This is a genomic window from Bradyrhizobium forestalis (genome assembly GCF_002795245.1).
Taxonomy (GTDB): Bacteria; Pseudomonadota; Alphaproteobacteria; order Rhizobiales; family Xanthobacteraceae; genus Bradyrhizobium; species Bradyrhizobium forestalis.
Genome location: NZ_PGVG01000023.1, coordinates 20,674 through 47,623 on the forward strand (window position 1 = coordinate 20,674; position 26,950 = coordinate 47,623).

22 protein-coding genes are annotated in these 26,950 nt (G+C 65.1%); 12 read left to right on the forward strand and 10 right to left on the reverse strand.

Annotated elements, in window-relative coordinates; all coding sequences use genetic code 11:
* Positions 1-120 precede the first annotated feature (120 nt).
* The 3 genes from tilS (at position 121) to CVM73_RS24505 (ending at position 5,025) form a co-directional block, all read left to right on the forward strand.
* Positions 121-1,179 carry a tRNA lysidine(34) synthetase TilS gene (gene tilS / locus CVM73_RS24495; RefSeq protein WP_100234413.1) on the forward strand — a complete coding sequence of 353 codons (1,059 nt, stop codon included), beginning with the start codon at positions 121-123 and terminating at the stop codon, positions 1,177-1,179.
* Between the two features lie 277 nt (positions 1,180-1,456).
* The gene (gene ftsH, locus CVM73_RS24500; RefSeq protein WP_008546307.1) at positions 1,457-3,382 is read left to right on the forward strand and encodes an ATP-dependent zinc metalloprotease FtsH; all 1,926 of its coding nucleotides are present in this window, start codon (positions 1,457-1,459) and stop codon (positions 3,380-3,382) included.
* Positions 3,383-3,579: 197 nt separating this feature from the next.
* Positions 3,580-5,025 (forward strand): hypothetical protein, encoded by a 1,446-nt coding sequence (locus CVM73_RS24505; protein WP_100234414.1) that lies wholly within the window; start codon positions 3,580-3,582, stop codon positions 5,023-5,025.
* 1 nt (position 5,026) lies between these two features.
* Here the strand turns inward: CVM73_RS24505 and CVM73_RS24510 are convergent, their stop codons facing one another.
* The 4 genes from CVM73_RS24510 to CVM73_RS24525 form a co-directional block, all read right to left on the reverse strand.
* Positions 5,027-5,710 carry a class I SAM-dependent methyltransferase gene (locus tag CVM73_RS24510; RefSeq protein WP_100234415.1) on the reverse strand — a complete coding sequence of 228 codons (684 nt, stop codon included), beginning with the start codon at positions 5,708-5,710 and terminating at the stop codon, positions 5,027-5,029.
* A 9-nt stretch (positions 5,711-5,719) separates the two neighbouring features.
* Positions 5,720-6,712 carry a glycosyltransferase family 2 protein gene (locus CVM73_RS24515; RefSeq protein ID WP_100234416.1) on the reverse strand — a complete coding sequence of 331 codons (993 nt, stop codon included), beginning with the start codon at positions 6,710-6,712 and terminating at the stop codon, positions 5,720-5,722.
* A 172-nt stretch (positions 6,713-6,884) separates the two neighbouring features.
* Positions 6,885-8,447, reverse strand: a complete 1,563-nt coding sequence (locus tag CVM73_RS24520; RefSeq protein WP_100234417.1) for a hypothetical protein — start codon at positions 8,445-8,447, stop codon at positions 6,885-6,887.
* Positions 8,448-8,548: 101 nt separating this feature from the next.
* Entirely contained in the window at positions 8,549-10,039 is a 1,491-nt protein-coding gene (locus CVM73_RS24525) for a hypothetical protein (RefSeq protein WP_100234418.1), read from the reverse strand.
* 416 nt (positions 10,040-10,455) lie between these two features.
* Between CVM73_RS24525 and CVM73_RS24530 the strand changes: the two genes are divergently transcribed.
* Positions 10,456-10,620 carry a Flp family type IVb pilin gene (locus CVM73_RS24530; protein WP_100234419.1) on the forward strand — a complete coding sequence of 55 codons (165 nt, stop codon included), beginning with the start codon at positions 10,456-10,458 and terminating at the stop codon, positions 10,618-10,620.
* Between the two features lie 159 nt (positions 10,621-10,779).
* Here CVM73_RS24530 and CVM73_RS24535 read toward each other — a convergent pair whose 3' ends face one another.
* Positions 10,780-10,965 (reverse strand): hypothetical protein, encoded by a 186-nt coding sequence (locus CVM73_RS24535; RefSeq protein WP_100234420.1) that lies wholly within the window; start codon positions 10,963-10,965, stop codon positions 10,780-10,782.
* 140 nt (positions 10,966-11,105) lie between these two features.
* Between CVM73_RS24535 and CVM73_RS24540 the strand changes: the two genes are divergently transcribed.
* Complete coding sequence (locus CVM73_RS24540) at positions 11,106-12,104, forward strand: M23 family metallopeptidase (RefSeq protein ID WP_100234421.1); 999 nt, start codon at positions 11,106-11,108, stop codon at positions 12,102-12,104.
* Between the two features lie 223 nt (positions 12,105-12,327).
* Entirely contained in the window at positions 12,328-13,008 is a 681-nt protein-coding gene (locus CVM73_RS24545) for a TetR/AcrR family transcriptional regulator (RefSeq protein WP_100234494.1), read from the forward strand.
* Between the two features lie 149 nt (positions 13,009-13,157).
* Here the strand turns inward: CVM73_RS24545 and pyk are convergent, their stop codons facing one another.
* Both pyk and CVM73_RS24555 read right to left on the reverse strand, forming a co-directional pair.
* Positions 13,158-14,594 (reverse strand): pyruvate kinase, encoded by a 1,437-nt coding sequence (pyk, locus tag CVM73_RS24550; RefSeq protein ID WP_100234422.1) that lies wholly within the window; start codon positions 14,592-14,594, stop codon positions 13,158-13,160.
* On the reverse strand, positions 14,591-15,184 hold the full coding sequence (locus CVM73_RS24555) for a DUF1036 domain-containing protein (protein ID WP_100234423.1): 594 nt from the start codon (positions 15,182-15,184) through the stop codon (positions 14,591-14,593). The genes pyk and CVM73_RS24555 overlap by 4 nt, the downstream gene beginning before the upstream one ends.
* Before the next feature lie 164 nt (positions 15,185-15,348).
* On the opposite strand from CVM73_RS24555, the gene CVM73_RS24560 reads away from it, so the two are divergent.
* From CVM73_RS24560 to CVM73_RS24570, 3 genes are all read left to right on the forward strand, one after another.
* Positions 15,349-15,654: a DUF1244 domain-containing protein gene (locus CVM73_RS24560; RefSeq protein ID WP_100234424.1), complete on the forward strand. Its 306-nt coding sequence runs from the start codon at positions 15,349-15,351 to the stop codon at positions 15,652-15,654.
* Positions 15,655-15,848: 194 nt separating this feature from the next.
* A complete protein-coding gene (locus tag CVM73_RS24565) occupies positions 15,849-16,121 on the forward strand; it encodes a DUF2312 domain-containing protein (protein ID WP_018641571.1) in 273 nt (90 codons plus the stop codon).
* 116 nt (positions 16,122-16,237) lie between these two features.
* Complete coding sequence (locus tag CVM73_RS24570) at positions 16,238-17,992, forward strand: adenylate/guanylate cyclase domain-containing protein (protein ID WP_100234425.1); 1,755 nt, start codon at positions 16,238-16,240, stop codon at positions 17,990-17,992.
* Positions 17,993-18,072: 80 nt separating this feature from the next.
* Here the strand turns inward: CVM73_RS24570 and CVM73_RS24575 are convergent, their stop codons facing one another.
* The 3 genes from CVM73_RS24575 to CVM73_RS24585 form a co-directional block, all read right to left on the reverse strand.
* Positions 18,073-19,707, reverse strand: a complete 1,635-nt coding sequence (locus tag CVM73_RS24575; protein ID WP_100234426.1) for a peptidoglycan L,D-endopeptidase MepK — start codon at positions 19,705-19,707, stop codon at positions 18,073-18,075.
* 273 nt (positions 19,708-19,980) lie between these two features.
* Complete coding sequence (locus CVM73_RS24580; protein ID WP_100234427.1) at positions 19,981-22,209, reverse strand: L,D-transpeptidase family protein; 2,229 nt, start codon at positions 22,207-22,209, stop codon at positions 19,981-19,983.
* A gap of 351 nt (positions 22,210-22,560) precedes the next feature.
* The gene (locus CVM73_RS24585) at positions 22,561-24,057 is read right to left on the reverse strand and encodes a sigma-54-dependent transcriptional regulator (RefSeq protein ID WP_100234428.1); all 1,497 of its coding nucleotides are present in this window, start codon (positions 24,055-24,057) and stop codon (positions 22,561-22,563) included.
* A gap of 127 nt (positions 24,058-24,184) precedes the next feature.
* Between CVM73_RS24585 and CVM73_RS24590 the strand changes: the two genes are divergently transcribed.
* The 3 genes from CVM73_RS24590 (at position 24,185) to CVM73_RS24600 (ending at position 26,865) form a co-directional block, all read left to right on the forward strand.
* Entirely contained in the window at positions 24,185-26,122 is a 1,938-nt protein-coding gene (locus CVM73_RS24590; RefSeq protein ID WP_100234429.1) for a M3 family oligoendopeptidase, read from the forward strand.
* A 93-nt stretch (positions 26,123-26,215) separates the two neighbouring features.
* The gene (locus CVM73_RS24595) at positions 26,216-26,482 is read left to right on the forward strand and encodes an AbrB/MazE/SpoVT family DNA-binding domain-containing protein (protein ID WP_100234430.1); all 267 of its coding nucleotides are present in this window, start codon (positions 26,216-26,218) and stop codon (positions 26,480-26,482) included.
* Positions 26,479-26,865: a type II toxin-antitoxin system death-on-curing family toxin gene (locus tag CVM73_RS24600; protein WP_100234431.1), complete on the forward strand. Its 387-nt coding sequence runs from the start codon at positions 26,479-26,481 to the stop codon at positions 26,863-26,865. The genes CVM73_RS24595 and CVM73_RS24600 overlap by 4 nt, the downstream gene beginning before the upstream one ends.
* The last annotated feature ends 85 nt before the right edge of the window (positions 26,866-26,950 follow it).

Genomic DNA, 26,950 nt, shown 5'->3' on the forward strand with positions numbered 1-26,950 from the left:
GCAATCCGACCTCTCCCTACGGGAGAGGTGAACATCGGCAGACATCCGACTCGCAGCGTCGGGGCGCTGACAATGCGGAGCGCGCTGCGCTAAACAGTCTGGCGATAGCTGGGCAGCGTCATGTCAGACGACGACAATTCTCCGATCTCGGCGCGCGAGGCGAGGCGGCTGTTCGCCGGCCTCAGGGGCGCGCCGGCGCTGGTGCTCGCGGTCTCCGGCGGGCCCGACTCGGTCGCGCTGATGTGGCTTGCGGCACGCTGGCAGCGCAGTCTTGTGCGCGGCCCGCAACTCACCGTCGTCACCGTCAATCACGGCCTGCGCCCCGAGGCAGCCCGCGAGGCACGCCAGGTCAAGCGGCTCGCCGCCGAGCTCGGATTGCCGCACCGGACCCTGCGCTGGCGCGGCGCAAAGCCGAAGACAGGGCTGCCTGCGGCCGCGCGCGAGGCCCGCTACCGCCTGCTCGCAGAGGCCGCGCGTGTCGTGGGCGCCAGCCATGTGCTGACCGCCCACACCCGCGACGATCAGGCCGAGACCCTGTTGATGCGCCTGTTCCGCGGCAGTGGACTTGCCGGGCTGTCGGCCATGGCTTCCCTCAGCGAGCGCGACGGAATCGTGCTGGCGCGTCCGCTGCTCGATGTCCCGAAATCGCAGCTGATCGCGACCTTGAGGCGGGCCAGGATCGGCTTTGCCGAGGACCCCACCAACCGGGATACCGCCCTCACCCGGCCGCGGCTGCGCGCGCTGCTGCCGCTGCTCGCGGCCGGGGGCGGCGATGCCCGCAATCTGGCGCGGCTCGCGGCAAGGCTGGCGCGGGCCAATGCGGCGGTCGAGGTGCTGGCCGACGGCGCCGAGCGCTTCCTCCATTTGCGGGATCGCGGCGATGCGCCACAGGCGGGCGTCCGAAGCTTCGAGGCCTTGGCCTTTGCCGCCCTGCCGGAGGAGGTCCGGCTGCGGCTCCTGCTGCGGGCCATCAACGCGCTCGGACATGAAGGGCCGGCGGAACTCGGCAAGGTCGAAGCCCTGCTGTCTGCATTGGACCAGGCCATTGCCGCAAGTCCCGACGTCCGCGCCACCGGCCGGCCGGTCCTGAAGCAGACCCTCGCGGGAGCCTTGATCAGCCTTGCCGGCGGGCGTATCCACATCGCGCCGGCGCCGGCCCGGCGGCGCACCGGGAAATGAGCACGAATGAGGGCGGATCATGGCACCGGCCGTTTCGCCGCCGCGCCGTCAGTCCACCTTAACCAGGCCGGAAAAACCCCCGATCGGGCGCCATTATTTCCGCGGGAATCGCTCTAAGATGGGATAAATAGTCCCATCTCGTTCCCTTGGCAGCGAACGGGGCGGCACCTAAATTGTATGCGTCCAACCGAGAGGATTCCTTGGGATTTCCTCGCATTGACCAAATCCACTGCCCAAGGATCAGGGTCGCGATCCGCGCGACCACGAAGGAAGATCGATGAACGCCAATCTGCGCAATTTCGCCCTCTGGGTCATCATTGTTTTGCTGCTGTTGGCGTTGTTCACGCTCTTCCAGAATCCGGGTCAGCGGGCCTCCTCGCAAGACATCGCCTTCTCACAGCTCCTGAGCGAAGTTGACCGCGGCAATGTGCGCGACGTCGTGATCCAGGGGCCGGACATCCACGGCACCTTCACCAACGGCTCCAGCTTCCAGACTTACGCGCCGAACGATCCGACGCTGGTGAAGCGCCTCTATGACAGCAAGGTGCAGATCACCGCGAAGCCGCCGGGCGACAACGTGCCCTGGTTCGTCTCGCTGCTGGTCTCCTGGCTGCCGTTCATCGCGCTGATCGGCGTGTGGATCTTCCTGTCGCGGCAGATGCAGGGCGGCGCCGGCAAGGCCATGGGCTTCGGCAAGTCGCGCGCCAAGATGCTGACCGAAGCGCATGGCCGCGTCACCTTCGAGGACGTCGCCGGCGTCGACGAAGCCAAGCAGGACCTGCAGGAGATCGTCGAATTCCTCCGCGACCCCGGCAAATTCCAGCGCCTCGGCGGCCGCATCCCGCGCGGCGTGCTGCTGGTCGGCCCTCCCGGCACCGGTAAGACCCTGATCGCGCGTGCGGTCGCGGGCGAAGCCAACGTGCCGTTCTTCACCATTTCGGGTTCGGACTTCGTCGAGATGTTCGTCGGCGTCGGCGCCAGCCGCGTCCGCGACATGTTCGAGCAGGCCAAGAAGAACGCGCCCTGCATCATCTTCATCGACGAAATCGATGCCGTCGGTCGTCACCGCGGCGCTGGCCTCGGCGGCGGCAATGACGAGCGCGAGCAGACGCTGAACCAGCTGCTGGTCGAGATGGACGGCTTCGAGGCCAACGAGGGCGTGATCCTGATCGCGGCGACCAACCGTCCCGACGTGCTCGATCCCGCGCTGCTGCGTCCGGGCCGCTTCGACCGCCAGGTCGTGGTGCCGAACCCTGACGTCGTCGGCCGCGAGCAGATCCTGAAAGTCCATGTCCGCAAGGTGCCGCTGGCTCCGGATATCAACCTCAAGACCATCGCGCGCGGCACTCCGGGCTTCTCCGGCGCCGACCTGATGAACCTCGTCAACGAGGCTGCGCTTACCGCCGCCCGCCGCAACAAGCGGATGGTGACGCAGGCCGAGTTCGAGGAGGCCAAGGACAAGGTGATGATGGGCGCCGAGCGCAAGTCGCTCGTCATGACCGAGGAAGAGAAGCTGCTCACGGCCTATCACGAGGGCGGCCACGCCATCGTCGGCCTCAACGTGCCCGCAACCGATCCGATCCACAAGGCGACCATCATCCCGCGCGGCCGTGCGCTCGGCATGGTCATGCAGCTGCCCGAGCGCGACAAGCTGTCGATGTCGCTGGAGCAGATGACCTCGCGCCTCGCCATCATGATGGGCGGCCGCGTTGCCGAAGAGCTGATCTTCGGCCGCGAGAAGGTGACCTCGGGCGCCGCTTCCGACATCGAACAGGCCACGCGCCTTGCCCGCATGATGGTGACGCGCTGGGGCCTCTCGGAAGAGCTCGGCACGGTCTCCTACGGCGAGAACCAGGACGAGGTGTTCCTAGGCATGTCGGTGTCGCGGACGCAGAACGCCTCCGAGGCGACGGTCCAGAAGATCGACTCCGAGATCAAGCGCCTGGTCGAGGAGGGCTACAAGGAAGCGACCCGCATCCTCACCGAGAAGCACGCCGATCTCGAAGCCTTGGCAAAGGGCCTGCTCGAGTTCGAGACGCTGACCGGCGACGAGATCGTCGACCTGCTCAAGGGCAAGAAGCCGAACCGCGAATCCGTGCTCGAGCCGACCACGCCGCGCGCTTCCGCCGTGCCCCCGGCCGGCAAGTCGCCGCGCCCGCGGCCCGATGCGGATCCCGGCCTGGAGCCGCAGCCGCAGGCGTAATCGCGAGCGGCAGACGAGATTGAAAAACGCGGCGGAAACGCCGCGTTTTTTGTTGGCTGGCGGTTCAGGAGCCCCGGCGCGAGCGAAACGCGCGACGCTTGAGGCGAGCGGTAGACGCGGAGTTCCTGAACCCGCCTTGGGCAACGGCGAGAAACATTAAAGAAGAACTTAACGCTTGCGTCCTACTTTGGCCCGCCATGACTGACCAGGTCGTCCACAGCGCGGTTCAACCGTTTTCGGCACGTGCAGCGCTCCCTTGGGCAGTGGGCCTTTGCGTCTATGCCCTGCTGCTGATCGTCGGACCGCGGCTGCTCGGTGATCCCGACAGCTATTCTCACATCGAGGTCGGACGCTGGATCATCGCGCACGGCACCCTGCCGACGAGCGACCCGTTTTCCTTTTCGATGCGCGGCGCGCCCTGGATCACCTTCGAATGGCTTTCCGAGGTCATCTATGCCGCCGTCTACGCGCTGTCCGGCTGGCCGGGCGCCGTCGTCATCGCGGCGGCGGCGATCGCGCTCGCCTTTGGCCTGTTCACGTTCTTCCTGCTGCGGGAGCTGTCGCCAACCCTGACGCTGCTCATGGTGATGGCGGCCGTCATCTTGCTGGCGCCGCACATGCTGGCACGGCCACATGTCTTCGTGCTGCCGCTGATGGTGACCTGGGCGGCTGCGCTGGTCCGCTGCATGGACCGTGGGGGACCTCCACCATATTGGGCCCTGCCGCTGCTGGTGCTGTGGACCAATCTGCACGGCAGCGTGGTGCTGGCGCTTGGGCTGATCGGCCCGGCGGTGCTCGAGGCGCTGCTGCGTGAGGAGCGAAGCGAATGGCCGCGCGTGCTACTGCGTTGGCTGCCATTCGCGGCACTTGCCCTGGCGGCGTCCTGCCTGACGCCCCACGGGCCGGAACCCCTGCTGATGCCGCTGACCACGCTCGGCCTCGGCTCCGCGCTCGCCTGGATCGCGGAATGGCGGCCGCAGGATTTCAGTCACCTGGGCGGCTTCGAGCTGCTGCTGCTGGCCGGAATCTTTGCGCTCGCGCGCGGCGTCACGCTGCCGGTCGTGCGGGCCTTGGTGGTGATTGGCTTGCTCCATTTCGCGCTGGCGCAAATACGCAATGCGGATCTGCTGGCCATGCTGGCGCCGCTCTATCTGGCAGCCCCGCTGGGTCGGAGGTTCGGCGGACCGGCCGCGGACGACGCTTCTATCTCGCCGCGTGGCCTGAATCTGGTGGGGCTCGGTGTGTTGATCGCGATGAGCGGGGTGGCCTTCGCGCGTGACGTCAGGCCGGCTCCGTTCATCACTCCTCAGGCTGCCATCGCCGAAGCCAACCTCGCCAAAGCGGGCCGCGTGCTCAACGACTATTCTTTCGGCGGCTATTTGATCTTTGCCGGCATTCCCACCTTTATCGATGGTCGCGGCGAGCTGTACGGGGGACCGTTCATCAACCGCTACAATCGTGCCCTGGCGCTGATCGACCTGGAAGACCTTCTCAAGCTGCTCGACGAATACGACATCGGCGCGACGCTGCTCGCACCGCGCACACCGGCGGTCGCGCTGCTCGACCGGCTGCCCCAGTGGCAGCGCGTCTACAGTGACGATGTGGCGGTCGTGCACAAGCGGCGGGATATGCCGCAAAGATAGATCAAGCGGTCCCGAAGGCGGCGTATTGGCCTCCAAGCCACACACCACTCAGGGCCTGTTCGAGGCGCCGCGCCGGCTTGGTGTCCCATGGGAGCAGCAGGAAATGCCGCGCGCCGATCTCGCGCAGGCCGCCCGCAGCGATCAACTTCCTGGTCGTGCCGGCGCCGAGCAGGACGGCGTCCCGGTCGAACTCGCAGCGCGCAACGGCCAGGCGGGTCAGCGGGTTGTACGGATTGTGCTCGATCACGCAGACGAGCCCGCCGGGACGCGTCACACGGCGCATCTCGGCGATGAACTGCGCCCATTCGGCCGGCACGATATGGTGCATCACGCAGATGGCCGTGACCAGATCGAAGCTGGCGTCGGCGAAGGGAAAAGTGCGCCCATCGAACTCGCGGTAGTCGACCGCAGTGTTGTGAGCGCGCGCCTGCGCCAGGCTGGCCGACGAAACGTCGATGCCGCTCAGGCGGCCGACCATGCCGTGCAGCAGCGGATGAAGGCTTCCGACGCCGCAGCCGACGTCCAGCATCTCAGGCTTCGCAACGTCCAGCCGCTGCGCGATCAGATCGCGCAGCAGATCGGCCTTCGCGCGCATGAAGAAATCATGCGGCAAGCCCGAGAAGTCGATCGAGGATTGGACCACATCACGGTAGTTGTCGTGATAGCCATCGAAGAGCTCGGCCATGCGCTGGGGTCACTCGTTGACGGCGTGGATCGCAGGTGCCGCCGTCTCGCCGCGATCGAAGCCGACGCGAGCCTGCACCACGTAGAGCGGGCGGCGTTTCACCTCGGCATGGATGCGGCCGACATAGAGTCCCACGATGCCCGTCATCAGCATGTTGATGCCACACAGCAGCGACACGACCACGATCGTCGAGGACCAGCCGGTCACGAGATGGCTGTCCTTGCCGAGCCATAACAGGACCACCCAGCCGCCGTAGAGCAGCGCTAACCCGGAGACCGTCAATCCGCACCAGATTGCCAGCCGCAAGGGCAGATCGGAAAAGCCGAGCGCGGCGTTCACCGCCAGCCGGACCATCTTGAACAGCGGATATTTGGTTTCGCCCGCGGCGCGCTCGAGGCGGTGGAAGGCGACCTCGGCCTGCCGGAAACCGAGCCAGGCGATCATGCCGCGCACGAAGCGGTCCTGCTCCGGCATCTGCCGAAGTGCGTCCAGCACCTTGCGATCGATCAGACGGAAGTCGCCGACATCGGCGGGGATGCCGACGGAGGACATCCTGCCAAGAAGCCGGTAGAACAGATGCGCGGTCGCACGCTTGAAACGGCTTTCGCCTTCGCGCGACAGGCGGCGGGCGTGGACGATGTCGTTGCCTTCCTTCCACTTCGCGATCAATTGCTCGATCACTTCGGGCGGATCCTGCAAATCGGCATCCATGACGATGATCGCGTCACCTTGCGCGGCGTCCATGCCGGCGGTGATGGCGATCTGATGGCCGAAATTTCGCGACAAGCCGATATAGCGAAAGCGCGTGTCGCGCGCGGCGAGCGCCCGCAGCACGATCGAGCTGGAATCGCTGCTGCCGTCGTCGACGAAGATCGCTTCTGCCGGCCCGTCGAGCTTGGACATGACCTGGTCGAGCCGTCGCAACAGGACCGGCAACACGGCTTCCTCGTTGAACACGGGGATGACGAGGCTGTAGCGGATCGATCTGGAATTGGCCGCCATGCGAAGGATTCCGACTGGGTTGCAGGGGCGGAAGTCTATTGGTCGGTGGTTAAGGTCGCCTTGCGGCAACCGTTAAGGGTCTATCGCCCGGAGCATGGCTTGAGGGCGCGATGGGAGGCGGACCGAAATGATGAAGCCCGGTTAACCACGCTTTTGCCGCCGCGGCTTCCGTCTAGGACTTGCGGCGAATCCTGTAGAGGACAAATCGCTTCGAGGTTTCCAGCACCTCCAGCAGATCCGGGAGCGGATTTGCGGCCGGCGATCCCAGCACATAGAGGTAGTCGAAATCCCGGTACCAGGTGCGGACAAACGGCGGAGCGTCCGCTGGCGGCTGGCCGGTCGCGATCGCGGCAAGCAGGCCTGACGGCACCGGACCCCCGTAGGGAATGGCAATATTGCGCACGGCCTCACGCGGCCGCACGGGCTGCTTGCCCGCTTCGGTGAACAGGTTGGGCACGAAGGCGTTGGCATAGTGCACGGCCAGCGTCGGCGCATAATACATCGGATACGAGGTGAGGTCGGCGAAGGGCGGATCTCCATGGTCGCCTATGCTGCCGACGAGAACGCGTGAGCCGCGATCGATCTTCTGGAACGAGGCGATGATCGCCGCATAGTCGGCGCGGTAAGGCAGCCAGACCGCGAGGACGACGGCGAGATTGAGCAGTATGATGCCGCTGATCGCAGCGAGCGCAGCCATTCTCCACGCCCGGCTCGGCAAGGACAGCGAGCAGAAGGCCGGCAGGATCAGAGCCGCAGCGGGAATCACGCGCAGATCGACGAACGAGGTCCCGAACAGCTTCGAGGGAATGACCAGATAGAGGAGCGCAAAACCGGTCGCGAGCCAGACCCCGGCCGGCTCGAGCCTGAGAACGCTGCGTCTTGCGGCGAACAGCAACGCGATCATCAGCGCCAGCCCGGTCGCTGCAGCTGTCGTCAGATTGTAGCCGTTCATGATGCGGAGCGGCCATACCGGCTTGAATCCGAGGAACCAGCTCGTGCCCTCGCTTCCGATCGAGCCCGCCGTGACATGCATGATCCCAAGCAGCAAAAGCGCCGGCAGGGCCAACGCGCCAAGCCGCGCAGCCGCGGCGGGATACGTTATTTGCCGTTGGCGGATGCGCGACAGCTCGAAAAGGCCAAGCGTCGCGCCGTAGATGCCGAGCGAAAAGAAATGTGCCACATATAGCGCGGCGACGAAGATCAAATTGGCGACGAAACGCAGCGGCCATGGGCCTTCCGCCAGCATCAGATAAACGGCGACGCCCCAGAGCGCGAGCCCAAGCCCGAACTCGAAATTCACGAAGCCCCAGCTGAACGGCAGGCAATAGAGGAAAGCGAGCGCAGCGAAGCCGGCAAGCTCAACCCGTCCCTTCCGGACCCATTCGAGCAGCAGCGCGCCGGCGACGATCAGCAATTGGCTCAGCAGCAGAAACAGCCGTGTGGCGCTCTCGACGCTCATCAGCCGCGCCATCTGCGGGACCAAGAGATCCATTCCGAGGTTGGGATAGAACGCCCAGGTCACCTCGTAATGCGGATTGGCATCGGGGGTGCTGCTTTGGCTCAGAATGTACATGCGGGCGAGGTGATTGGGATAATCGACCATCGCGGGAATGGGGGTCAGCAGCACCGGAAGAAACGAGGCGGCCGCCAGCATCGCAAGAACGATGATCGCGACGGATCGGTCCGAGCCGGGACGCGCCGGAATTGTCAGGGTCGGCTTGCTGGAGAGAATCATGTCACGGGGTCATTGAGGTCCAGGCGCGGTGTGCCGGGTCGCGTCCGCGTCGCCTTGAAGGGACGTCTTACGCTTCCGAGGACGCGCCCTGAAGCAGGTCCTCACTTCGAAGGCGCCGCGGCCGCGCTGTCCGCATGGTCCCGCACATGGACCACGGCGATGTCGTCCGTATAGATCCGCTTCCAGCCCTTGAGCTGGTCGAGGATCTGCGGGCCCGGCGCGTCGGCGACCAATAGCGTCGCGTCGATCTTGTACTCATCCAGCAGCCGCGGCAGCAGCTCAGGCTTCCTGCCCTCAGTCGCCTTGAAGAAGTCCATGACGAACTTCTCGCCATAGAGCTCGGCGCGGCCGTCGACGAAAACGGGAATATCGCGCGAGATCAGATAGCCGCCGAACTGGTACGCGTTGAAGACGCGCTGCACCTTGCGTTGCTCGAGCAGGTCGACCGCCGCAACCGGTGTCTGCGTCATCGTGAAGGTGAAGCGGTGGTGCCCCATGTAGAGCGACGTCGAGGTCCAGCCTGCCGCCACGATCATCAGCGCGCCAAGCGCGGTGACATAGCGGGCCGGCCAGCGGTCGGCACCGGCGGCGTCAGGCGCCGGGCGCTGGAACATCTCGCCGAGCGGCTTTGCCAGCACCAGCGGCACCAGGAAAGCAAATGCGTCGATGCTCCTGACATGGGTCAGCGCGCTCCAGGTCAGGAACAGGATCAAGAAGATCCGGGGCGCCGACAGCACCAGGCCGCGATAATAGCCGAATGCGATCAGGCCGAGCAGGGCGCCTTCGAACGGGGTGAACGTGGAGAAGTTCGCGGGCATCCATTCGAAGATCAGCGACAGCAGCTCGCCGAGCCCGAGGATATTGGTCGCGCCCTGCAGCGTCCGCCATCCGTACGGTGTGCAGCAGCTCGCGACCAGCGCCCCGATTCCGAACAGCACCCAGCGCATGAACAGCGAAAGCCGCCGCCCCTTCTCGGCATGCTCGACCGCGTCGAGCGAGATCGGGCCGATCAGTGCGAGGCCCAGCACGAAGCCGCCATGCAGGTTCGCCCAGAGCGCCATCAGCGGCAGCCAGGTCCAGGACGGCGCGCTCTTGCGGTCGGCAGCCGCCATCAACAAGCCGACCCACGCCACCATCACGGGCAGCGCCAGGACATGCGGGCGCGCCAGCACGTGATGGATCGACAGCAGCAGCGCCAGCATCGCGAACAGCACTGCGCGCGGTGCCTCGATCTGCGCGTCGAGCAAATAGACGAAGATTGCGACCGCAAGCGCGACGGCGGCCGCGGTGAGGACGACGGGACCTGCCCAGTCCCATTGCGCATGGGAGAAGGCGAACGCGACCTGCGACAGCCAGGACGTCGAAATCCACGGCACGCCGGTTCGCGTGAAGGAATAGAGGTCGATGGTGGGCATGGCGCGGTGATCGAGGATCCATTGCCCGATCTTGATCTGCCAGAACGAGTCGGAATCGTGAAGCAGCGTGTCGCCGAGAAAAAGGAAGAACAGATAGGCGCCGGCGCCGACGCACAGTGGCACCAGGGCCCGCGCGCGGCTCTGCACCGCGATGCTGTTGGCAAAGGAAAGGGACATGCCGCCTCGTCGTCCTGTTGTTCTTGTCGGTCCGGGCACGATCCGGCCCCGGAGCGCCGCGTTAGCGCAAAGTGTGGTGCGGTATTACGGGCAGACCATGCGCAAACAATAACCTGACGCGCGATGAACGATTCATCTCATCGTGCTTCAGCCCGAGCCGGCGGCATTGGACCACGGCGGTCATAACTTCGGGTAAACCGGCTGCGCCAGGCCGGCTTCATGTCGCGACAATTTAACGGATTGTTTTGGAATTCGATTTACCATGGGCCAATACACGCAAACCGCCCAGTGTTTACGCAGTCGAGTTAACTGCGGCGCAATTCTTTGCCTCTAGGTTCGGTTCCATGGTCGGGCGGCGCTGGGAAGCCGAAAAGACCAGATCAGTTGTAGCCTCGTGTACTCATTTGGAGCACTCTATGAAGAACCTCGTTGCGCGTTTCGTGAAGGATGAATCCGGCGCCACCGCCATTGAATACGGCCTGATCGCTGCCGGCATCGCGCTGGCGATCATCACCGTCGTCAACAACCTCGGCACCACGCTGAACTCCAAGTTCACCTCGATCTCGTCGAGCCTCAAGTAAGGCCGGGACGATCTGACAGTTTCGAGAGCCCCGTCTTCGGCGGGGCTCTTTTCTTTTGGGCGATGGGGGCCGTTAACGAAGTCTGCGCGGCCGACCCGCGCGGACGCATCTGGTGTCCGTCAGCGCCTCCGAACGCATCAAGCATGCGACCGGGTCAACTCAGGATGAAGTCGTCCGCGAACGTGAGCTGGCCGACGCTTCCGCGATTTCAGCTTTGGGTCCGGTGTCCGCGATGATCTTGACTCCGTCCAGATAGAAGAAGCCGTCCTCCCTGGTGATCACCTTGTTGATTTCATTGGCGGTGCTGCCCGGACCGAAATACTTGTAGAGAAATTTGATCGGCAATGAGCCCGCGTCGGTCTGCAGGAGAGGATCGAGAGCACCGTCCAGGAATTCTCCAAGTGCCTCGGTGACCTTCGAAGGCTCCGGCGGCGTTACGGTGAAGACAACCTTATCGAAGCCAACCTTCGAGGACGGACAGATCGATGAGAGCGTTTGTGTTTGTATCGGTGGTCTGCGCGGTCATCACTTGTGCGTCGGTGGCTCGCAGCGCCGAGCTGCAACCATTTGCTTGGCCGGTCACTTGCGAGTTGGGAACGACCTGTTTCATCCAGAACTACGTCGACCATGATCCCTCGGACAAGACCTTGGACTTTCGATGTGGTCACCGAACCTATGATGGCCATGACGGCACCGACATCCGGCTCCCCGATCTGGACGTTCAGCGAAAAGGGGTCGAAGTCGTTGCTGCCGCTTCGGGGCGCGTTACTCATGTACGCGACGGCATGGATGACGTCTCGGTCAAGGTCGTCGGCAAAGCCGCAATCACCGGCAGGGAATGTGGCAACGGCGCAGTCGTCGAACACGGAGATGGCTGGAGCACGCAATACTGCCACATGGCCAAGGGCAGTCTCGGAGTGAAACCCGGTGACAGCGTCAGGTCCGGGCAGGCGCTTGGTCTGGTGGGGCTGTCCGGAAATACCGAGTTCCCACACCTCCATTTCACCGTGAGGCATGACGGGAAAATTGTGGATCCATTCGCCGAGGGCGCCGCGAAGGGCGAATGCAATTCCGGCCGCTCGCTGTGGCAGCCGACGCAAGGCGCCGTTTCGAACTATCCGTCCACCGAGATCATCAATGCCGGTTTTGCCGATCGAGCGGTGACCATGGACGAGATCGAGACAGGTGAGGTCAAGCGATCCTTGCCTGGCTCGCAATCGGCCGCCATCGTTGCGTATGTTCGCGCAATCGGACTTCAGGCAGACGACGAGCAAGCGCTTGAGCTGAGGTCACCCGAGGGGCAAGTCGTTGCGGAGTATCGCGCGCCGAAGCTGCCACGGGACCAGGCCCAGTATTTCATCTCGGCTGGGCGAAAGCGCGCAGGCTCCACTTGGCCGGTCGGCAGCTATCGGGCAACTTTCGTTCTGCGCCGACAAGGTGCCGAGATCGCGCGGCGGTCCTTCCAGGTGGACATCGCGCAATAGTCATCTCGTCTCCCGCTCGTTCCGCTTGGGCGGTTTCCGGGACGAGGCCCTTCACAGGCAGGGTTGGCGCCCCCGTCCGCTCAACATGGCGCTTCACGCATTTCCCATCTTGTCATTCATCCTGAATAGTTGTTCAGTCCTTGCGGGGCGATTTGCATCTTTTGACATGACGAAGCGTTTGACCGCAGGGCGTGCGGCCGGCGTGTGGGACAGGAAGCGCGCCATGGTTTATCGGCGGACGCATCAAGTGGTGAAGCGCCTTGCGGCGCGGCGCAGCGCTATACTGGCGGCGGCGCGGGAGGCGGCGGCGGAAGGCGGGATGGCGGCGGTGCAGATCGCGCCGGTCGCGGTCCGGGCCAATGTCGCAGCCGGCACCGTCTACCGCTATTTCCCCTCCAAGGCCGAGCTGATCTCCGAGCTCATTGCCGAGGTCTCCCGCGACGAGCTCGCGGCGATCCGCCGGGCGGCCGATGCCGCGCCGGGGCCGTCCACGGCGCTGGCCGCCGCCGTGACCACCGTGGCGGTCCATACGCTGTCGCAGCGCAGGCTGGCCTGGGGCATCCTGGCCGAGCCCGTCGATGTCGACGTCAGCGCCTCCAGGCTTGCCAGCCGACGCGACATCGCCGGCGAGATCGCCTCCCGGATCGACGCTGCGGTGCGCGCCGGCCATCTGCCGGCGCAGGACACCGCGCTCGCCGCCACCGCGCTGCTCGGCGCGCTGCATGAGGCGCTGGTCGGGCCGCTCGCGCCCGACAATCTCGATGATCCCGTCAAGATGCGCGACGCGGTGCAGACCGTGACGCTGCTGGCGCTGCGCGCCGTCGGCGTCATGGACGCTCGCGCCCGTGGCCTCGTGGTGCAGCAGACGCTGCTGCCGACCACGAAGGCGCTGGTTGGGGCGTAACAATCGGGCACGCGGTCGAGGTGGAGACCTGATCGCACTCAGGCCGTTGTTTGAGCGGGCCTTTTGGCGAAACCGCAGCACCCGCGCCGACATCGCCTTCTACTGTGCATGGGGTTGTTTTCGCGTTTTTTGTTTGAGCGGCCCGGACATCACATGTTCGCTTCGCCCTCGGGGCCGACCGAGGCGATGCGCACCATGTTGGTGGTGCCGGGGATGCCGAGCGGCACGCCGGCGACGATGATCACACGCTGACCGGCGCGGACGAACCCGTCCCGGAACGCGATCTGGCCGGCGCGGCCGACCATGTCGTCCTGGTCGCGCGCGTCCTCCGCCACCACGCAATGCACGCCCCAGACCACCGCGAGGCGGCGACCCGCCGTGATGTTCGGCGTAATCGCCACGATCGGCGGCTTCGGCCGCTCGCGTGCCACCCGCACGGCGGTCGAGCCCGAGCTGGTCCAGCAGATCAAAGCGGGCAGGTCGAGGGTTTCCGCCATCACGCGCGCGGCGTCTGCGATGGCATCGCCGACGGTTGATTCGGGATCCGGCCGCTGGGCCATGATCACCGAGCGGTAGGTCGGGTCGCGTTCGACCTCCTCGCCGATGCGGTTCATGGTCGAGACCGCCTCGACCGGGAATTTGCCGGCCGCCGATTCCGCCGACAGCATGATGGCGTCGGCGCCCTCATAGACGGCGGTGGCGACGTCGGAGACTTCGGCGCGGGTCGGCACCGGCGACTGGATCATCGATTCCAGCATCTGGGTCGCGATCACCACCGGCTTGCCGGCGCGGCGCGCCATCCGCGTCATCTGCTTCTGCAGGCTCGGCACCCGCTCGAGCGGCAGCCCGACGCCGAGGTCGCCGCGCGCCACCATCAGCGCGTCGGAGGCCTCGATGATGTCGGCGAGGCGGTCGATCGCCTGCGGCTTCTCGATCTTGGCCATCACCGCGGCGCGGCCGCGGATCATCTTCTTGGCCTCGATCACGTCGTCGGCGCGCTGCACGAAGGACAGCGCGATCCAGTCGACGCCGGTGACGAGGGCCGCCTCGAGGTCGGCGCGGTCCTTGGGCGTCATCGCCGAGACCGGCAGGTCGGTGTCGGGCAGGCTGACGCCCTTGCGGTCGCTCATCTTGCCGCCGACGACGACGCGGGTCACGGCATGCTGCTTCGAGGTCTCCTCCGCGATCAGCCGCACCTTGCCGTCGTCGAGCAGCAGCGCATGGCCGGGCCTGAGCGCGGCCAGGATCTCCGGATGCGGGAGGTGGACGCGCGTGGCATCGCCGGGCGTCTTGTCGGAATCCAGCGTGAAGGTCTGCCCGTTCTGGAGCTGGACCGCGCCTTCAGCGAAGGAGCCGAGTCTCAGCTTCGGACCCTGAAGGTCGACCAGGATGCCGATCGGCCGGCCATAGCTGCTCTCGACGTTGCGGATCGTCGCCACCAGCTCCCGCATCTTGTCATGCGGGGTGTGGCTCATGTTGATGCGGAACAGGTCGGCGCCGGCCTCGAACAGGCGGCGGATCATCGCGAGGTCTGAAGAGGCGGGTCCCAGGGTCGCGAGAATCTTGATACGGCGAAGACGCCTCATGGCTTATTTCCAGACGGGGGCGAGGGCGCCGGCGGAAGGCCAGGCGCGGCGGGGGGCGTACCACCGGGCGGACCATTGGGCAAACCCGGAACGCCGCCCGGGCCAACCGGGCCGGGCAGGCCAGGCACGCGTTGCTGCGCCGGCTGTTCGTTGGCGTCGGTCAGCTGCACCGTCCAGGCCCGCTGCTCGCCGGTGTCGACCTCGAAATAGCCGGTGCGATCATAGCCGCGCGCCAGGCAATCCTCGGTACCGCGGATGGTGAACTCCTTGTCGCGCGAGCACATGAAGGCTTGGCCCGACCATTCGCCGCCGCGGTCATAGTCGATGGCGTAGATGTAGTAGTAGCGGGCGACCAGGGTGCCCCGCAGCAGCGTCTCGCAGGAACGCGACGAGATGTTCCACCAGCCCTCGGTGGTCCAGCCCTCGGCGTCCTTGTAGCCGAGCGCAATGCCGACCCGGCTCGATGTGTTGTTGCAGAGGCGGAAATCGGCGGAGGCCGGGCTGGCGCAGAGGCACAGCAGGGCGACCGCCAGCACCGGGACCAACCGGGCGAGCAGACGAAGCGGGGAACGGGGAGATTCGGTCGTCATTGTCGCGGAAGCTATACCAGATCATTGACGATTTGGCGTAGGGCGGGGGAGCTGCCCCATGGCCGGGCTTTGGCCCGTTTGCGCCGCGATATGGCAAAATCTGTGACAGGGCCCACCTGATCCCGTAAGGGTGACCTCCATCGGGACGGGTAAGGAAGACAGCCATGGCAATCGACGACAAAACCAGAACGGAGCTCGAGGCGGCCGCTTTCCGGCGCCTGGTCGATCATTTGCGGAGCCGGACCGATGTCCAGAACATTGACCTGATGAATCTCGCTGGTTTCTGCCGCAACTGCCTCTCCAACTGGCTCAAGGACGCCGCGGACGCCCAAGGCGTCGCCTTGAGCAAGGACGAGAGCCGGGAGGCCGTCTACGGCATGCCCTACGAGACCTGGAAGACGAAGTACCAGGGCACGGCCACGCCCGAGCAGCTCGAGGCGATGAAGAAGGTCCATCCTCACGGGCACTGAACGGTCCGTCGCGGTGCCCTGAGTCGCACCACTCAACAGCTTTCTTTGCGTCGGCGCAGGAAGGTGTGGGCGCGCTGTGGACGAGCGCGATGCTTGCTTGAACGCCGGGAGCGCCGACCCTAAGGGTCTACCCAGCACGCGCGGTGACGATGCCGGCGTCACCTCGTTTTGCCAGTTCCATTGGGAGTACCAAGATGGCCACCTCCGCCGCCGTCCGCGACGACGAGCCCGCGACGAAATTTGCCAAGGACCAGCTCAAATCCATCATCGAGCGCATCGAGCGGCTGGAGGAAGAGAAGAAGGCGATCTCGGACGACATCCGCGACGTCTATGCCGAGAGCAAGGGCAACGGCTACGACGTCAAGGCGCTGCGCACCATCGTGCGCCTGCGCAAGCAGGACCCCAACGAGCGTGCCGAGGCCGAGACCATTCTCGAGACCTACATGCAGGCGCTGGGGATGCTCTGAAGGCGGCAGGACCGCGCCTTACCCGTAAGAGTACCTCGCCGGGCCGCCATTTGCGGGGGCCCGCGCTTGGGCAAAACCCGCTCGTCTGCTAGAATGCTCGGTGAAGGGACCGAGCAATGGATGTGCCTGGACCAGAGCGCAGGCTCGCCGCGGTCCTCGCGGCTGACATGGTCGGCTTTAGTCGTCTCATGGAGGTCGACGAGGGTGGTACGCTCGCGCGTCTCAAGACCCACCGGATCGAGCTCATCGATCCGGCGATTGCCAAAAACCACGGCCGCATCATCAAGACAACGGGCGATGGCCTGCTCGTCGAATTCCATAGCGTCGTCGACGCAGTGTTGTGTGCTGCTGAAATTCAGAGCCGGATGGGGCGCCGCAACGCCGATGTCCCGCCGCCGCGGTGGATACAATTCCGCATCGGCATCAATCTGGGCGACGTGATCGTCGATCAGAACGACATTTTCGGCGACGGCGTCAACGTCGCGGCGCGGTTGGAGGCACTGGCCGAGCCTGGAGGCATCTGCATCTCCGGCGCGGTGCGTGACCAACTCGGCCAGCGTCTCGATGGCGTCGCATTCGAAGACATCGGCGAGCAGAACGTCAAGAACATCGCCCGCTCTATCCGCGTCTACCGGATCCGATTGGAGGATGCGCTGGCAAGCACGACGGTTGCTGCAAAGACGGCTGGCAAGTCGAAGAAGCCATCCATCGCCGTGTTGCCCTTCGCCAACATGAGCGGCGATCCGGAACAGGAGTTCTTTGCGGACGGTTTGACCGAGGACATCATCACGGAGCTTTCACGCTTCCACGACCTGCTGGTGATCTCGCGCAACTCGACCTTCGTGTACAAGGGAAAGTCGGTCAAGGTGCAGGACGTCGGCCGCGAGTTCGGTGTCGACTACGTCATCGAGGGAAGCGTGCGAAAGGCCGGGAATCGCGTCCGCGTCACCGTGCAGCTGATCGATGCGGAGACCGACCGCCATATTTGGGCCGAACGTTACGACGGCGAGCTCAAGGACATCTTCGCCATCCAGGACGAGATGACCCGCGCGATCGCCGCGACGTTGCCCGGCCGTGTCGAGGCGGCGACGCACGACCGGGCGAACCGCAAGCCGACGGACAACATGGCAGCCTATGAATGCGTGCTGGCCGCGAAGATCCTGCACCATCGCTCCAATCGCGAAGACAACGCGCGGGCGCAGCTTCTGCTCGACCGGGCGCTCGAGCTCGACGGCAATTATGCTCACGCACACGCGTGGAAGGCGTGCGTCCTCGGCCAGACCTGGGTCTATAATTGGTGCGCGGATCGCGACGCCACCTTCCAGCAGGTGGCTGCGGAGCTGGAAACCGCGCTGGGCCTCGACGACAACGACAGCGACGTCCACCGCATCCTCGCGGCACTCAATCTGAATCGCGACGACCATGACAAGGCCACCTATCATCAGGAACGCGCGCTCGCGCTCAACCCGAACTATGACCTCGTGGTGGTGCAGCAGGGCGAACTGCTGACCTGGCTGGGGCGGCCGGAGGAGGGCATCGACTGGATCAAGAAGGCGATGCGGCTCAACCCGTATCACCCGGAACGCTTCTGGAGCCATCTCGGGCGCGCCTATTACTGTGCCGAGAAATACGCCGAAGCCGCCGAAGCCTTCTCGAGGATCTCACGCCCCGATCACACCCATCATGCGTTCCTTGCTGGGATCTTCGCGCAGATGGGCAATGCAGTGGCTGCTGGCGCGCATGCAGCCGAAGTTCTCAAGCGTGAGCCGGCATTTTCCGTGGCCAATCATCTTGCCACCCAGCATTACAAGCGGCAGGTCGATCGCCAGCGCTATGAGGCAGGCCTTCTCCGGGCAGGCCTGCCGGCTTGAGCTGGCGCGCAGCGCGACCGATCGCGATCATCGCAGGACGGGCGGCACCTCGACCGACTTCGTGGAGGTTGTTCTGCGCCTCAGCGCAGCGCGGCGGTGCGCATGACGAACGACGTCGTCTCGAGCTTCGCGGTCGCGCTGCCCGAGAAACCGTCGCAGGACAGGCCCGGCATCGGATCGTCGGTGAAGCCCATCGCGATCACCGTCTGCGGCTTGACGAAATAGCCGCGCAGCGCCGCGGTATCGAGCTCGCCCATCAGCGTCACCGACATCGCGCGGCTGGCGCTCGGCGACAGCATCACGATCTTGAGCCAGATGCTCTCGCCCTTGGCCGCGGAGAGGCGGGTGGCGGTTGCGATCCTGCCGTCGATGCTCTTGCCGACCACCGTGTTGATCTCCGTCGCCTGAGCCACGCTGCGGGACGCAGCGGCGGGGCGGCTGGCGCGCGGAATCGGCGCGGAGGCGGCGACGACATTGGCGCGGTCGACCGGAGAGGCGGCCGGCGCGTAAGCCAGGGCCTGGAAGGCTGCGTTGGACACGCTCGCGGTTGGTTGCGGGTCGGTGGCGGCGGTCGGCGCCTGGCGCGCCTTCAACGCCGCGGCTTGCGCCGGCGTCGCCCGCTGCGGCGCTGCCGGGACATCATCCCAGAAGCCGCGGGCATTGATGATGTCGGCCGGGGTCTCCAGCTTTCCGTCAACAGACTTGCCGGTGGCCGGCCTGTCAGCCACGGGCGCGTGCTTCGGCTTGGGCGGCGCGACGAGCTGTGCATCGGCCGAGGCGAGCTGGAGGGCTGCGGCGATCTGCGGCTTGGCGCGCGGCGTCGGCACCGGCTCGGCTGGCTTGGCGGCGGCTGCGACCACGGGCGGCGCCGCCGGCTTCGCGGCCATTGCGGGCGCGCCCTCGTCATCCTCGTCGCTGTTCGCGGCGGCGGGAGCCGGCTTGCTCTTGAACAAGGCGGCAAAGAAATTCGGCTTGCTACCGGCATCGTCGCCGCTGCCGCGCCGCTCGATCTCGGCCTTGGCGAGCTCATAGCCTTTCAGCGGCACGCCATCGGTCGGCAGATGCACCGTCTTTCCGTCCGGGAAGACGCGGGCGAGCTGGTCATGCGACATGCGCGGCCAGTGCCGGATGCTGCCGGTGTCGAGGTGCACGAAGGGCGAGCCGGAGGTGGGATAGAAGCCGACGCCGCCGCGCTGCAGGCGCAGGCCGGCGAAACGGATCTGCTCCAGCGGCACGCCCGGGATGTAGAAGTCCATCGCATGTCCCAGCATGTGCTGGCTGAAGCGCGCCACACCGGAGGAGCGGCGGCGGAGCATGGCGTTGGTGGCGGGGGAGCGATAGGAGGAGATGATCTGGATCGGCTGCTTGCCGTCGACGTCGCGATAGACTTCCCAGAGGATGTCGAAGAGGCGACGGTCCATGACCGTCTCGTCCTGGGTGCGCCAGTCGCGCAGGAAGTGGTTGAGCTGCTTCAGCGCCGCTTCGTCGTAGCGCCCGTCGCGCTTGAAGGTGACGGTGAGGTCTTCGCCGGAATGGGTGTGATGGAACGAGAGCGTCTTGGTCTCGTTCAGCGCGGCCGCGTCATGAACCGAACCGGCGGCCGCAAGCAGCAATGCAGCAGCGAGGCCGATCCGGGATCCGGCCTTCACGCCCGCATGGGACAACGACAGCACAGCAAATTGGCGTGCGAGACCAGTCAGCACGTATGAGCCCACCCAGTCGACGAGCGTTCAAATGGACTCTCCCGCCAACCCCGTTAGCAGCGCGAAAGAGGGTGAACGCTTTCTTAAAGCGAGAAGGTTAATTCGAGGTTGACCTTCCCGCCCCCAAACCAAGTCAGAATACGATCCTAAACGGTTGACTGTGGCAAAAAAACGCCCGCCGCCCGAGCGCAGGTTGGAGCGTGGTTAACGTTAAGCGGCCCCATCCAGAGGACAGGGCCGCTGATTTCATTGTAGAATTCCAGTGAGCCAGGCGCTGAGCCGGCCTCAGCGGGTAAACACCCGCTGCGGACGACGGCCGACCGGCGCCGGCGGCTGGGTCGGGGCCGGTGCTCCGAACAGCCGTTCGAAGAAGTTTGGCCCAGACGAGCCGAAGCCCCCGCCATTGTTGGCCACCGCGACCCCCGACGGCAGCGTCGTTGCCGGGCGCGAATAGCTCGGCTGGGAATGGGCGACGACAGCCTCGAGGTCCTTGCCGCGGTTGTTCTTCAGGATGTTGATCATGACCGCGTCGCGGCCATAGACGTCCTTGCGGAACTGCAGCTTGCCGGCGTCGTCCACGAACGCGGTCTGATAGGTGATGTTGACCGGGATCGGGGTCGGGAATTTCAGATCGATCTCGCTCTTGCCGTACATGCTGCGTACGCGCTCAGGCGAGTACCTCTCGTTCGGCATGGTGATGTTGAGCAGCACGGACGCATACTGATCCGGATTCTGCACGCGCATGCAGCCATGGCTGAAGGCGCGCTCGTCGCGGGCGAACAAATGCTTGTCCGGCGTGTCGTGCTGATAGACCAGAAACTTGTTCGGGAAGTTGAAGCGGATGCGGCCGAGCGCGTTGGCTTCGCCGGGCGGCTGCGAGATGTGCACCGAGCCGTCGCGGTTCTGTTCGAGCTTGAGGCCCATGCGCTGAAGCACGGTCGGGTCCTGCTGCAGCGCCGGCAGGTATTCGTTGTAAACGATCGACGGCGGCACGTTCCAGGTCGGATTGACCGTGATGTACTTCATCGTCTCGCTGAGCAGCGGGGTCGCATGCGTTCCCGGCTTGCCGGTCACGACGCGAGTGGTCCAGACCTGTTGGCCGCGCTGCATCACCTTCAACGTGAAGTCGGGAATGTTGAGGATGACATAGGCATCCCCCAGCGCGGGCGCGCCGAGATCGCGCGGCAGCCAGCGCCAGCGCTCCATGTTCACCAGCACGGTGTCGATCTGCTTGTCGCGCTTGGGGGTGTTGAGCGCCTTGACGGTCTTGTCGTCGAGGATGCCGGTCGCCTTCATCTCGGCGCCGCTCTGGAATTTGCGCACGGCGTCGGCGACCGCCGCGTCGTAGCGGGTGTCGCTCGGATTCTCGGCGAGGCCGAGCTTGGCGCGAAGCTGCGGCACGCGCGGATCGTCCACGACGATCTCAGCCTGCTTCTTGCCGGCCGGGGTGTATTTCAGCGCCGGGCCGTCGGCGATCTCGATCACCGGGCCATTGCCCTGGCCGCGCAGCTCGGCGAGCTTGGCCTTCAGCTCCTTGTAGAGCTTGTGCGGCGGGTTGTAGCTGTCGAGCGCCGCGGAGGCGTCCGCCGCGGTCGTGACCTTGGCGAGCACCTCGTTGGGGTCGACCGGATGTTCGGGATAGAGAATGTCGCCGCTGACCTGCGACCAATGCATGCGGCCGCTCTGAGCATGGCGCGCATAATCGAACGTGCTGGCGGTGAGCTTGAGCTCGGCATCCGCCAGCGCATCGGGCGTCGTGGCGGCGGCGAAGTCCGGCACCGGATAGTCGGCGGGATTGAGGCCGTCGGACGCCGCGTCCTTCAGCCGCGCGATCACGCCCTTGGCCGCAGCGGTCAGGCTGCCGCCTTGCGTCCAGACCGGCGCGAAATCGCGCGCGCCGTAAAACTTCTCGATCGCCGCGCGCTCGTTCTTGCGGTCGAAATGGCGCGAGGTCTTGGCGCCGATGATGTCCTTGAGCTTGTCCGCGACCGGCTGGTCGGCGGCGGGCACGTTGCTCGCGGCCTTCACCGGCTCGGCGGCGGGAGCCGCTGCGGCAGCAGGTGCCGCGGGAGCGGCCGGCGTGACGGTTGCGGTGTCGGACTTGGCAGGCTCGGACTTGGCAGGCTCGGACTTGGCAGGCTCGGTCTTTGCAGATTCGGATTTGGCCGTCTCGCTCTTCGGCGCTTCAGGCGCAGGCGTTGTGGCGACGTCGGACGGCTTGGTCTCGACCTTGTCCGGCGCCGGCGCGGCGTCCGCCTTGATCGACTCCCGCGCAATCTCCTTGGCGGGATCCTGCACCGTGGCGGTGGTGTCGAGCTTGATGTCGGCTGCAGTCGGGGGCGGGACGTTTGCCGGCTCGGGGCGCGGGATCGCAGCTTCGATCGCGAGCTCGGCGGCGCTGCTGCGCGCCTGATCCTGCGCCAGGGCCGAGCTGGCCGACACCGTGAGGAAGGTCGCCGCGACCGTCATCAAGACACGGTCAAAGCCCGCACGGTGGTTCAAACAGTCACGCATTGTGTCGCACCCCTCGGGTGAGCTGTCCCCTCGTGGAACAGCTTCGTTATCGCCTATTGGTGAGTTTCGGCTAAACCGCGCCGGCCTCTCGAAAGTTGCACGCCTGCACGCAACGATTCCCTACGCAGACGATATACAGGCCCCGATTTTGCAGCCAGCGCTACCCGGGACAACTCACGACAAACTGACTTCAAGGGAGCCTCTTGGCAACGGATTGTGCGCTTCTGCCACGCGCTTTTCCCTCTGTCTGTCACTTCCAGGTCACGGTTCAAATTGCAGTCGAATTCTGTCGTCGTGCGAACGGCTTACGGCCGTCCCGCACCGCCGCGCGAACCTCCGTTCGCAGTGGGCTCAGTGCGTCTCCTCACCGCTTTTGCCGCCATGTCCGGGAACCCCTGCCTCGTCGAGTTTGCGGTAGAGCGTTGACCGGCCGATTCTGAGGCGGCGCGCCACTTCGGACATCTGTCCGCGATAGTGCGAGATCGCGAAGCGGATGATCTCGTTCTCCATGTCTTCCAGCGAGCGGACATCCCCGGTCGCGGTGAGCATGGCGAGAGTTCCCATGGCGGGGAGCGGAGCGATTGGTATTTCATTACCCGATACCACAGAAGGCGTCGCCGCCGGCTCGAGCATCAGCGGGGCGGTCGGAATATCCGTGAGGGGATGCGGCTGCGAAACGAGCAGGGGGAAATCGCCAAGTCCGAGCTGGTCGCCGTCGCTCATCACCACCGCGCGGTAGACCGCGTTCTCGAGCTGGCGAATGTTGCCGGGCCAGTCGAGCTGGGCAAGCTGCGCCACGGCCTCGCCGCTGATGCCGGTGATTGGGCGGCTCTCCTCGGCGGCAAAGCGCGCGATGAAATGCCTGAGCAGATGCGGGATATCCTCACGCCGGGCCCGCAGCGAAGGGATCGTCAGCGGCAGCACGTGGAGGCGATAGAACAGGTCTTCCCGGAAATGTCCCTGCTTCACCCGCTCCAGCAGCTTGCGATTGGTCGCCGAGATGATGCGGACGTCGACCTTGACCGGCTTGCGGCCGCCGACGGCCTCCACTGCACCTTCCTGGAGCGCGCGCAGCAGCTTCACCTGCGCGGTCAGCGGCAGCTCGCTGACCTCATCCAGAAACAGCGTGCCGCCATGGGCCTCGACGAACTTGCCCATGTGCCGCTCGGTCGCGCCGGTGAAGGCGCCCTTCTCGTGGCCGAACAGGATGGACTCGACGAGATTGTCGGGAATCGCGCCGCAATTGACCGCGACGAACGGTTTTGCCTTGCGCTCGCCGCTGCCGTGGATGGCGCGTGCGAACATCTCCTTGCCGACGCCGGACTCGCCCTCGATCAGCACGGGGATCGCGGAGTTTGCCGCTTTCTGTGCGGCTCGCATCACGCCCGTCATGGCTTCAGCGCGCGTGATGATGTCCGAGAAGGTCAGCCGGCCCTCGCGGCTGTGACGGATACGCTGCAATTCGCCCTTGAGCGCGGAGGTGTTGAGCGCGTTGCGCAAGGAGACCTGGAGCCGCTCCACGCCGACCGGCTTGACGACGAAATCGGCCGCGCCCGCGCGCATCGCCGAGATCACGTTGTCGATGCCGCCATGGGCGGTCTGCACGATGACGGGGATGCTCAGGCCCGCTTCGCGGATCTTCGCCAATACGCCCATGCCGTCGAGGCCGGGCATCACGAGATCGAGGATGACGGCGTCGATGGCCGGTGCGTCGGGGGCGGTGAGGATGGCGATTGCGGCGTCGCCGGAGTCCACGACGACCGTCTCATAGCCGCATTTCTGCACCATGTTCTCGACCAGCCGGCGGGCAACGGCGTCGTCGTCGGCGATCAAAATACTGGCAGCCATGGTGTTCCCCGCACGCTACTACTATCTGTCTCGAATCGGGGCACTCTGGCCGAAGCCGATTAACACACGCTTAAACCTTGATGCCCCCGCCCCTCGCCGCGATTGTTGAACACAGGTTTCCCACACAATGAATTCGCGCTCCAAGACCGCTGTCACAAAGTCTGCCCTCCGCAAGCCAGCCACCAAGTCATCCGCCGCCAAGACATCCGCCGCCAAGACATCCGCCGCCAAGAAATCCACCGCCAAGGCAAAGCCCTCCAAGCCGTCGCCCGCAAAGCCTGCGAGCAAAACCGGCAAGCTTCCGGAATGGAACCTGGCCGATCTCTATTCCGGGATCGACGCGCCGGAAGTGGCGCGCGATCTCGAAAAGTTGGATGCCGACTGCGTCGCCTTCGAGACGGACTACAAGGGCAAGCTGGCGACAGGGACAGCAAACGAAGATGGCGGAAAGTGGCTCGCCGAAGCGGTGCGACGCTATGAGGCGATCGACGATCTCGCCGGCCGTCTCGGCTCCTATGCCGGCCTCGTCCATGCCGGCGACAGCGTGGACCCTGCGATTTCAAAGTTTTACGGCGACGTGTCCGAACGCCTGACGGCGGCGTCCACGCATCTGTTGTTCTTCGCGCTCGAGCTTAATCGGATCGATGACGATATTTTGACCCGCGCGATGCAGGCCGCCGAGCTCGCGCACTATCGTCCCTGGATCGAGGATCTGCGCAAGGAGAAGCCCTACCAGCTCGACGACAAGCTCGAGCAGCTCTTCCTGGAGAAGGCGCAGACCGGCTATTCCGCCTTCAACCGGCTGTTCGACCAGACCATCTCCGGCCTGCGCTTCAAGGTCGGGCCTAAGGAGCTCGCGATCGAGCCGACGCTCAATCTGCTGCAGGACCGCGATGGCTCAAAGCGCAAGAGCGCGGCGGAGGCGCTGGCGAAAACCTTCAAGGCCAATGAGCGCACCTTTGCGCTGATCACCAACACGCTCGCCAAGGACAAGGACATCTCCGACCGCTGGCGCGGTTTCAAGGACGTCGCGGATTCCCGCCATCTGAACAACCGCGTCGAGCGTGAGGTGGTCGACGCGCTGGTCGCCTCGGTCCGCGCGGCTTATCCGAAGCTGTCGCATCGCTATTACGCGCTGAAGGCGAAGTGGTTCGGCAAGAAGCGGCTGGCCTATTGGGACCGCAACGCGCCGCTGCCGTTTGCGGCGACCGACGTCATCGCCTGGCCGGAGGCGCGAGGCATGGTGCTGACGGCCTATCGCGGCTTCTCGCCCAAAATGGCCGATATCGCCGAGCGCTTCTTCACGGACCGCTGGATCGACGCGCCGGTGCGGCCGGGCAAGGTGCCGGGGGCGTTCTCGCATCCGACCACGCCATCGGCGCACCCCTACGTGCTCATGAACTACCAGGGCAAGCCGCGCGACGTGATGACGCTCGCGCATGAGCTTGGCCATGGCGTCCATCAGGTGCTGGCGGCCAGGAACGGCGCGCTGATGGCGCCGACGCCGCTGACGCTGGCGGAGACCGCGAGCGTGTTCGGCGAGATGCTCACGTTCAAGCGTCTGCTTGCCCAGACCAGGAACGCAAAGCAGCGACAGGCGCTGCTCGCCGGCAAGGTCGAGGACATGATCAACACCGTGGTGCGGCAGATCGCGTTCTATTCCTTCGAGCGCGCGGTCCACACCGAGCGCAAGAACGGCGAGCTCACCGCGACCCGGCTCGGCGAGATCTGGCTGTCGGTGCAGGGCGAGAGCCTTGGGCCGGCGATCGAGATCAAGGCGGGCTACGAGAACTACTGGATGTACATCCCGCACTTCATCCACTCGCCGTTCTACGTCTACGCCTACGCCTTCGGCGATTGCCTGGTGAACTCGCTCTACGCCGTCTACGAGAACGCGGCCGAAGGCTTTGCCGAGCGCTATCTCGACATGCTCGCCGCCGGCGGCACCAAGCATTATTCCGAGCTGCTGCGCCCGTTCGGGTTAGATGCCAAGGATCCCAAGTTTTGGGACGGTGGGCTCTCGGTCATCGCCGGGATGATCGACGAGCTCGAGGCGATGGGCTGAGGGCGAAATGCCTTCTTTGGAAGCAGGTTCCGTAAAACATTTGTTGAACGGTCGGGCGGGTGATGTTATACAAATGTATAACGAGGTGCGGCCATGAACGAAAACACGGACCCCAAGGACCTGAAGAATGAGTCCACTGTGCTTCAGGTGCGCAAGATAGGTAATTCAATCGGCGTGATCCTGCCGAAGGAACTCGCGGCTCGTCTGAATCTCCAAGAGGGCGACAAGCTGTTTCCGGTTGGGCAATCGGACGGTGGCGTCTTGCTGACGCCGCATGATCCCGACTTCGAAAGAGCGATGGAAGTCGCGAGGCGAGGCATGAAGCGTTATCACAACGCCCTCGCCGAGCTTGCCAAATGAGCGAGCCGTTCTGGCTGACGCGTCGAATCATCATTGCGATCCACGACGAACAGCTGGCGATCCATGGTGGTGCAAGCGGCCTTCGGGACGAGGGCATGCTCGACTCTGCGCTCGATCGGCCGAGAAACAAATGGTCGTACGAGAACGCTGATCTCCCCGAATTGGCGGCAGCTTACGCCTTCGGCATTGCGCGCAACCATCCGTTCGTCGACGGGAATAAGCGCACGTCTCTGCTGGCGCTGTACACGTTTCTCGGTGTGAACGGTGTCGATTTCGTTGTGCCCGAGGCGGAAGCTGCAGCCATCATCCTTTCCCTTGCCGCTGGCGAAGTCAGCGAGGAAAGCCTCACGCGCTGGATCCGCGACAATTGGGATTCCAAATGACCTGATTTGCGGGAAAACCCCGCCTCGGTGCCGTTGCCCTGCCCAAAGCTTTGCGGTATCCCAGCCCAAGAATTGGACTTTCGAC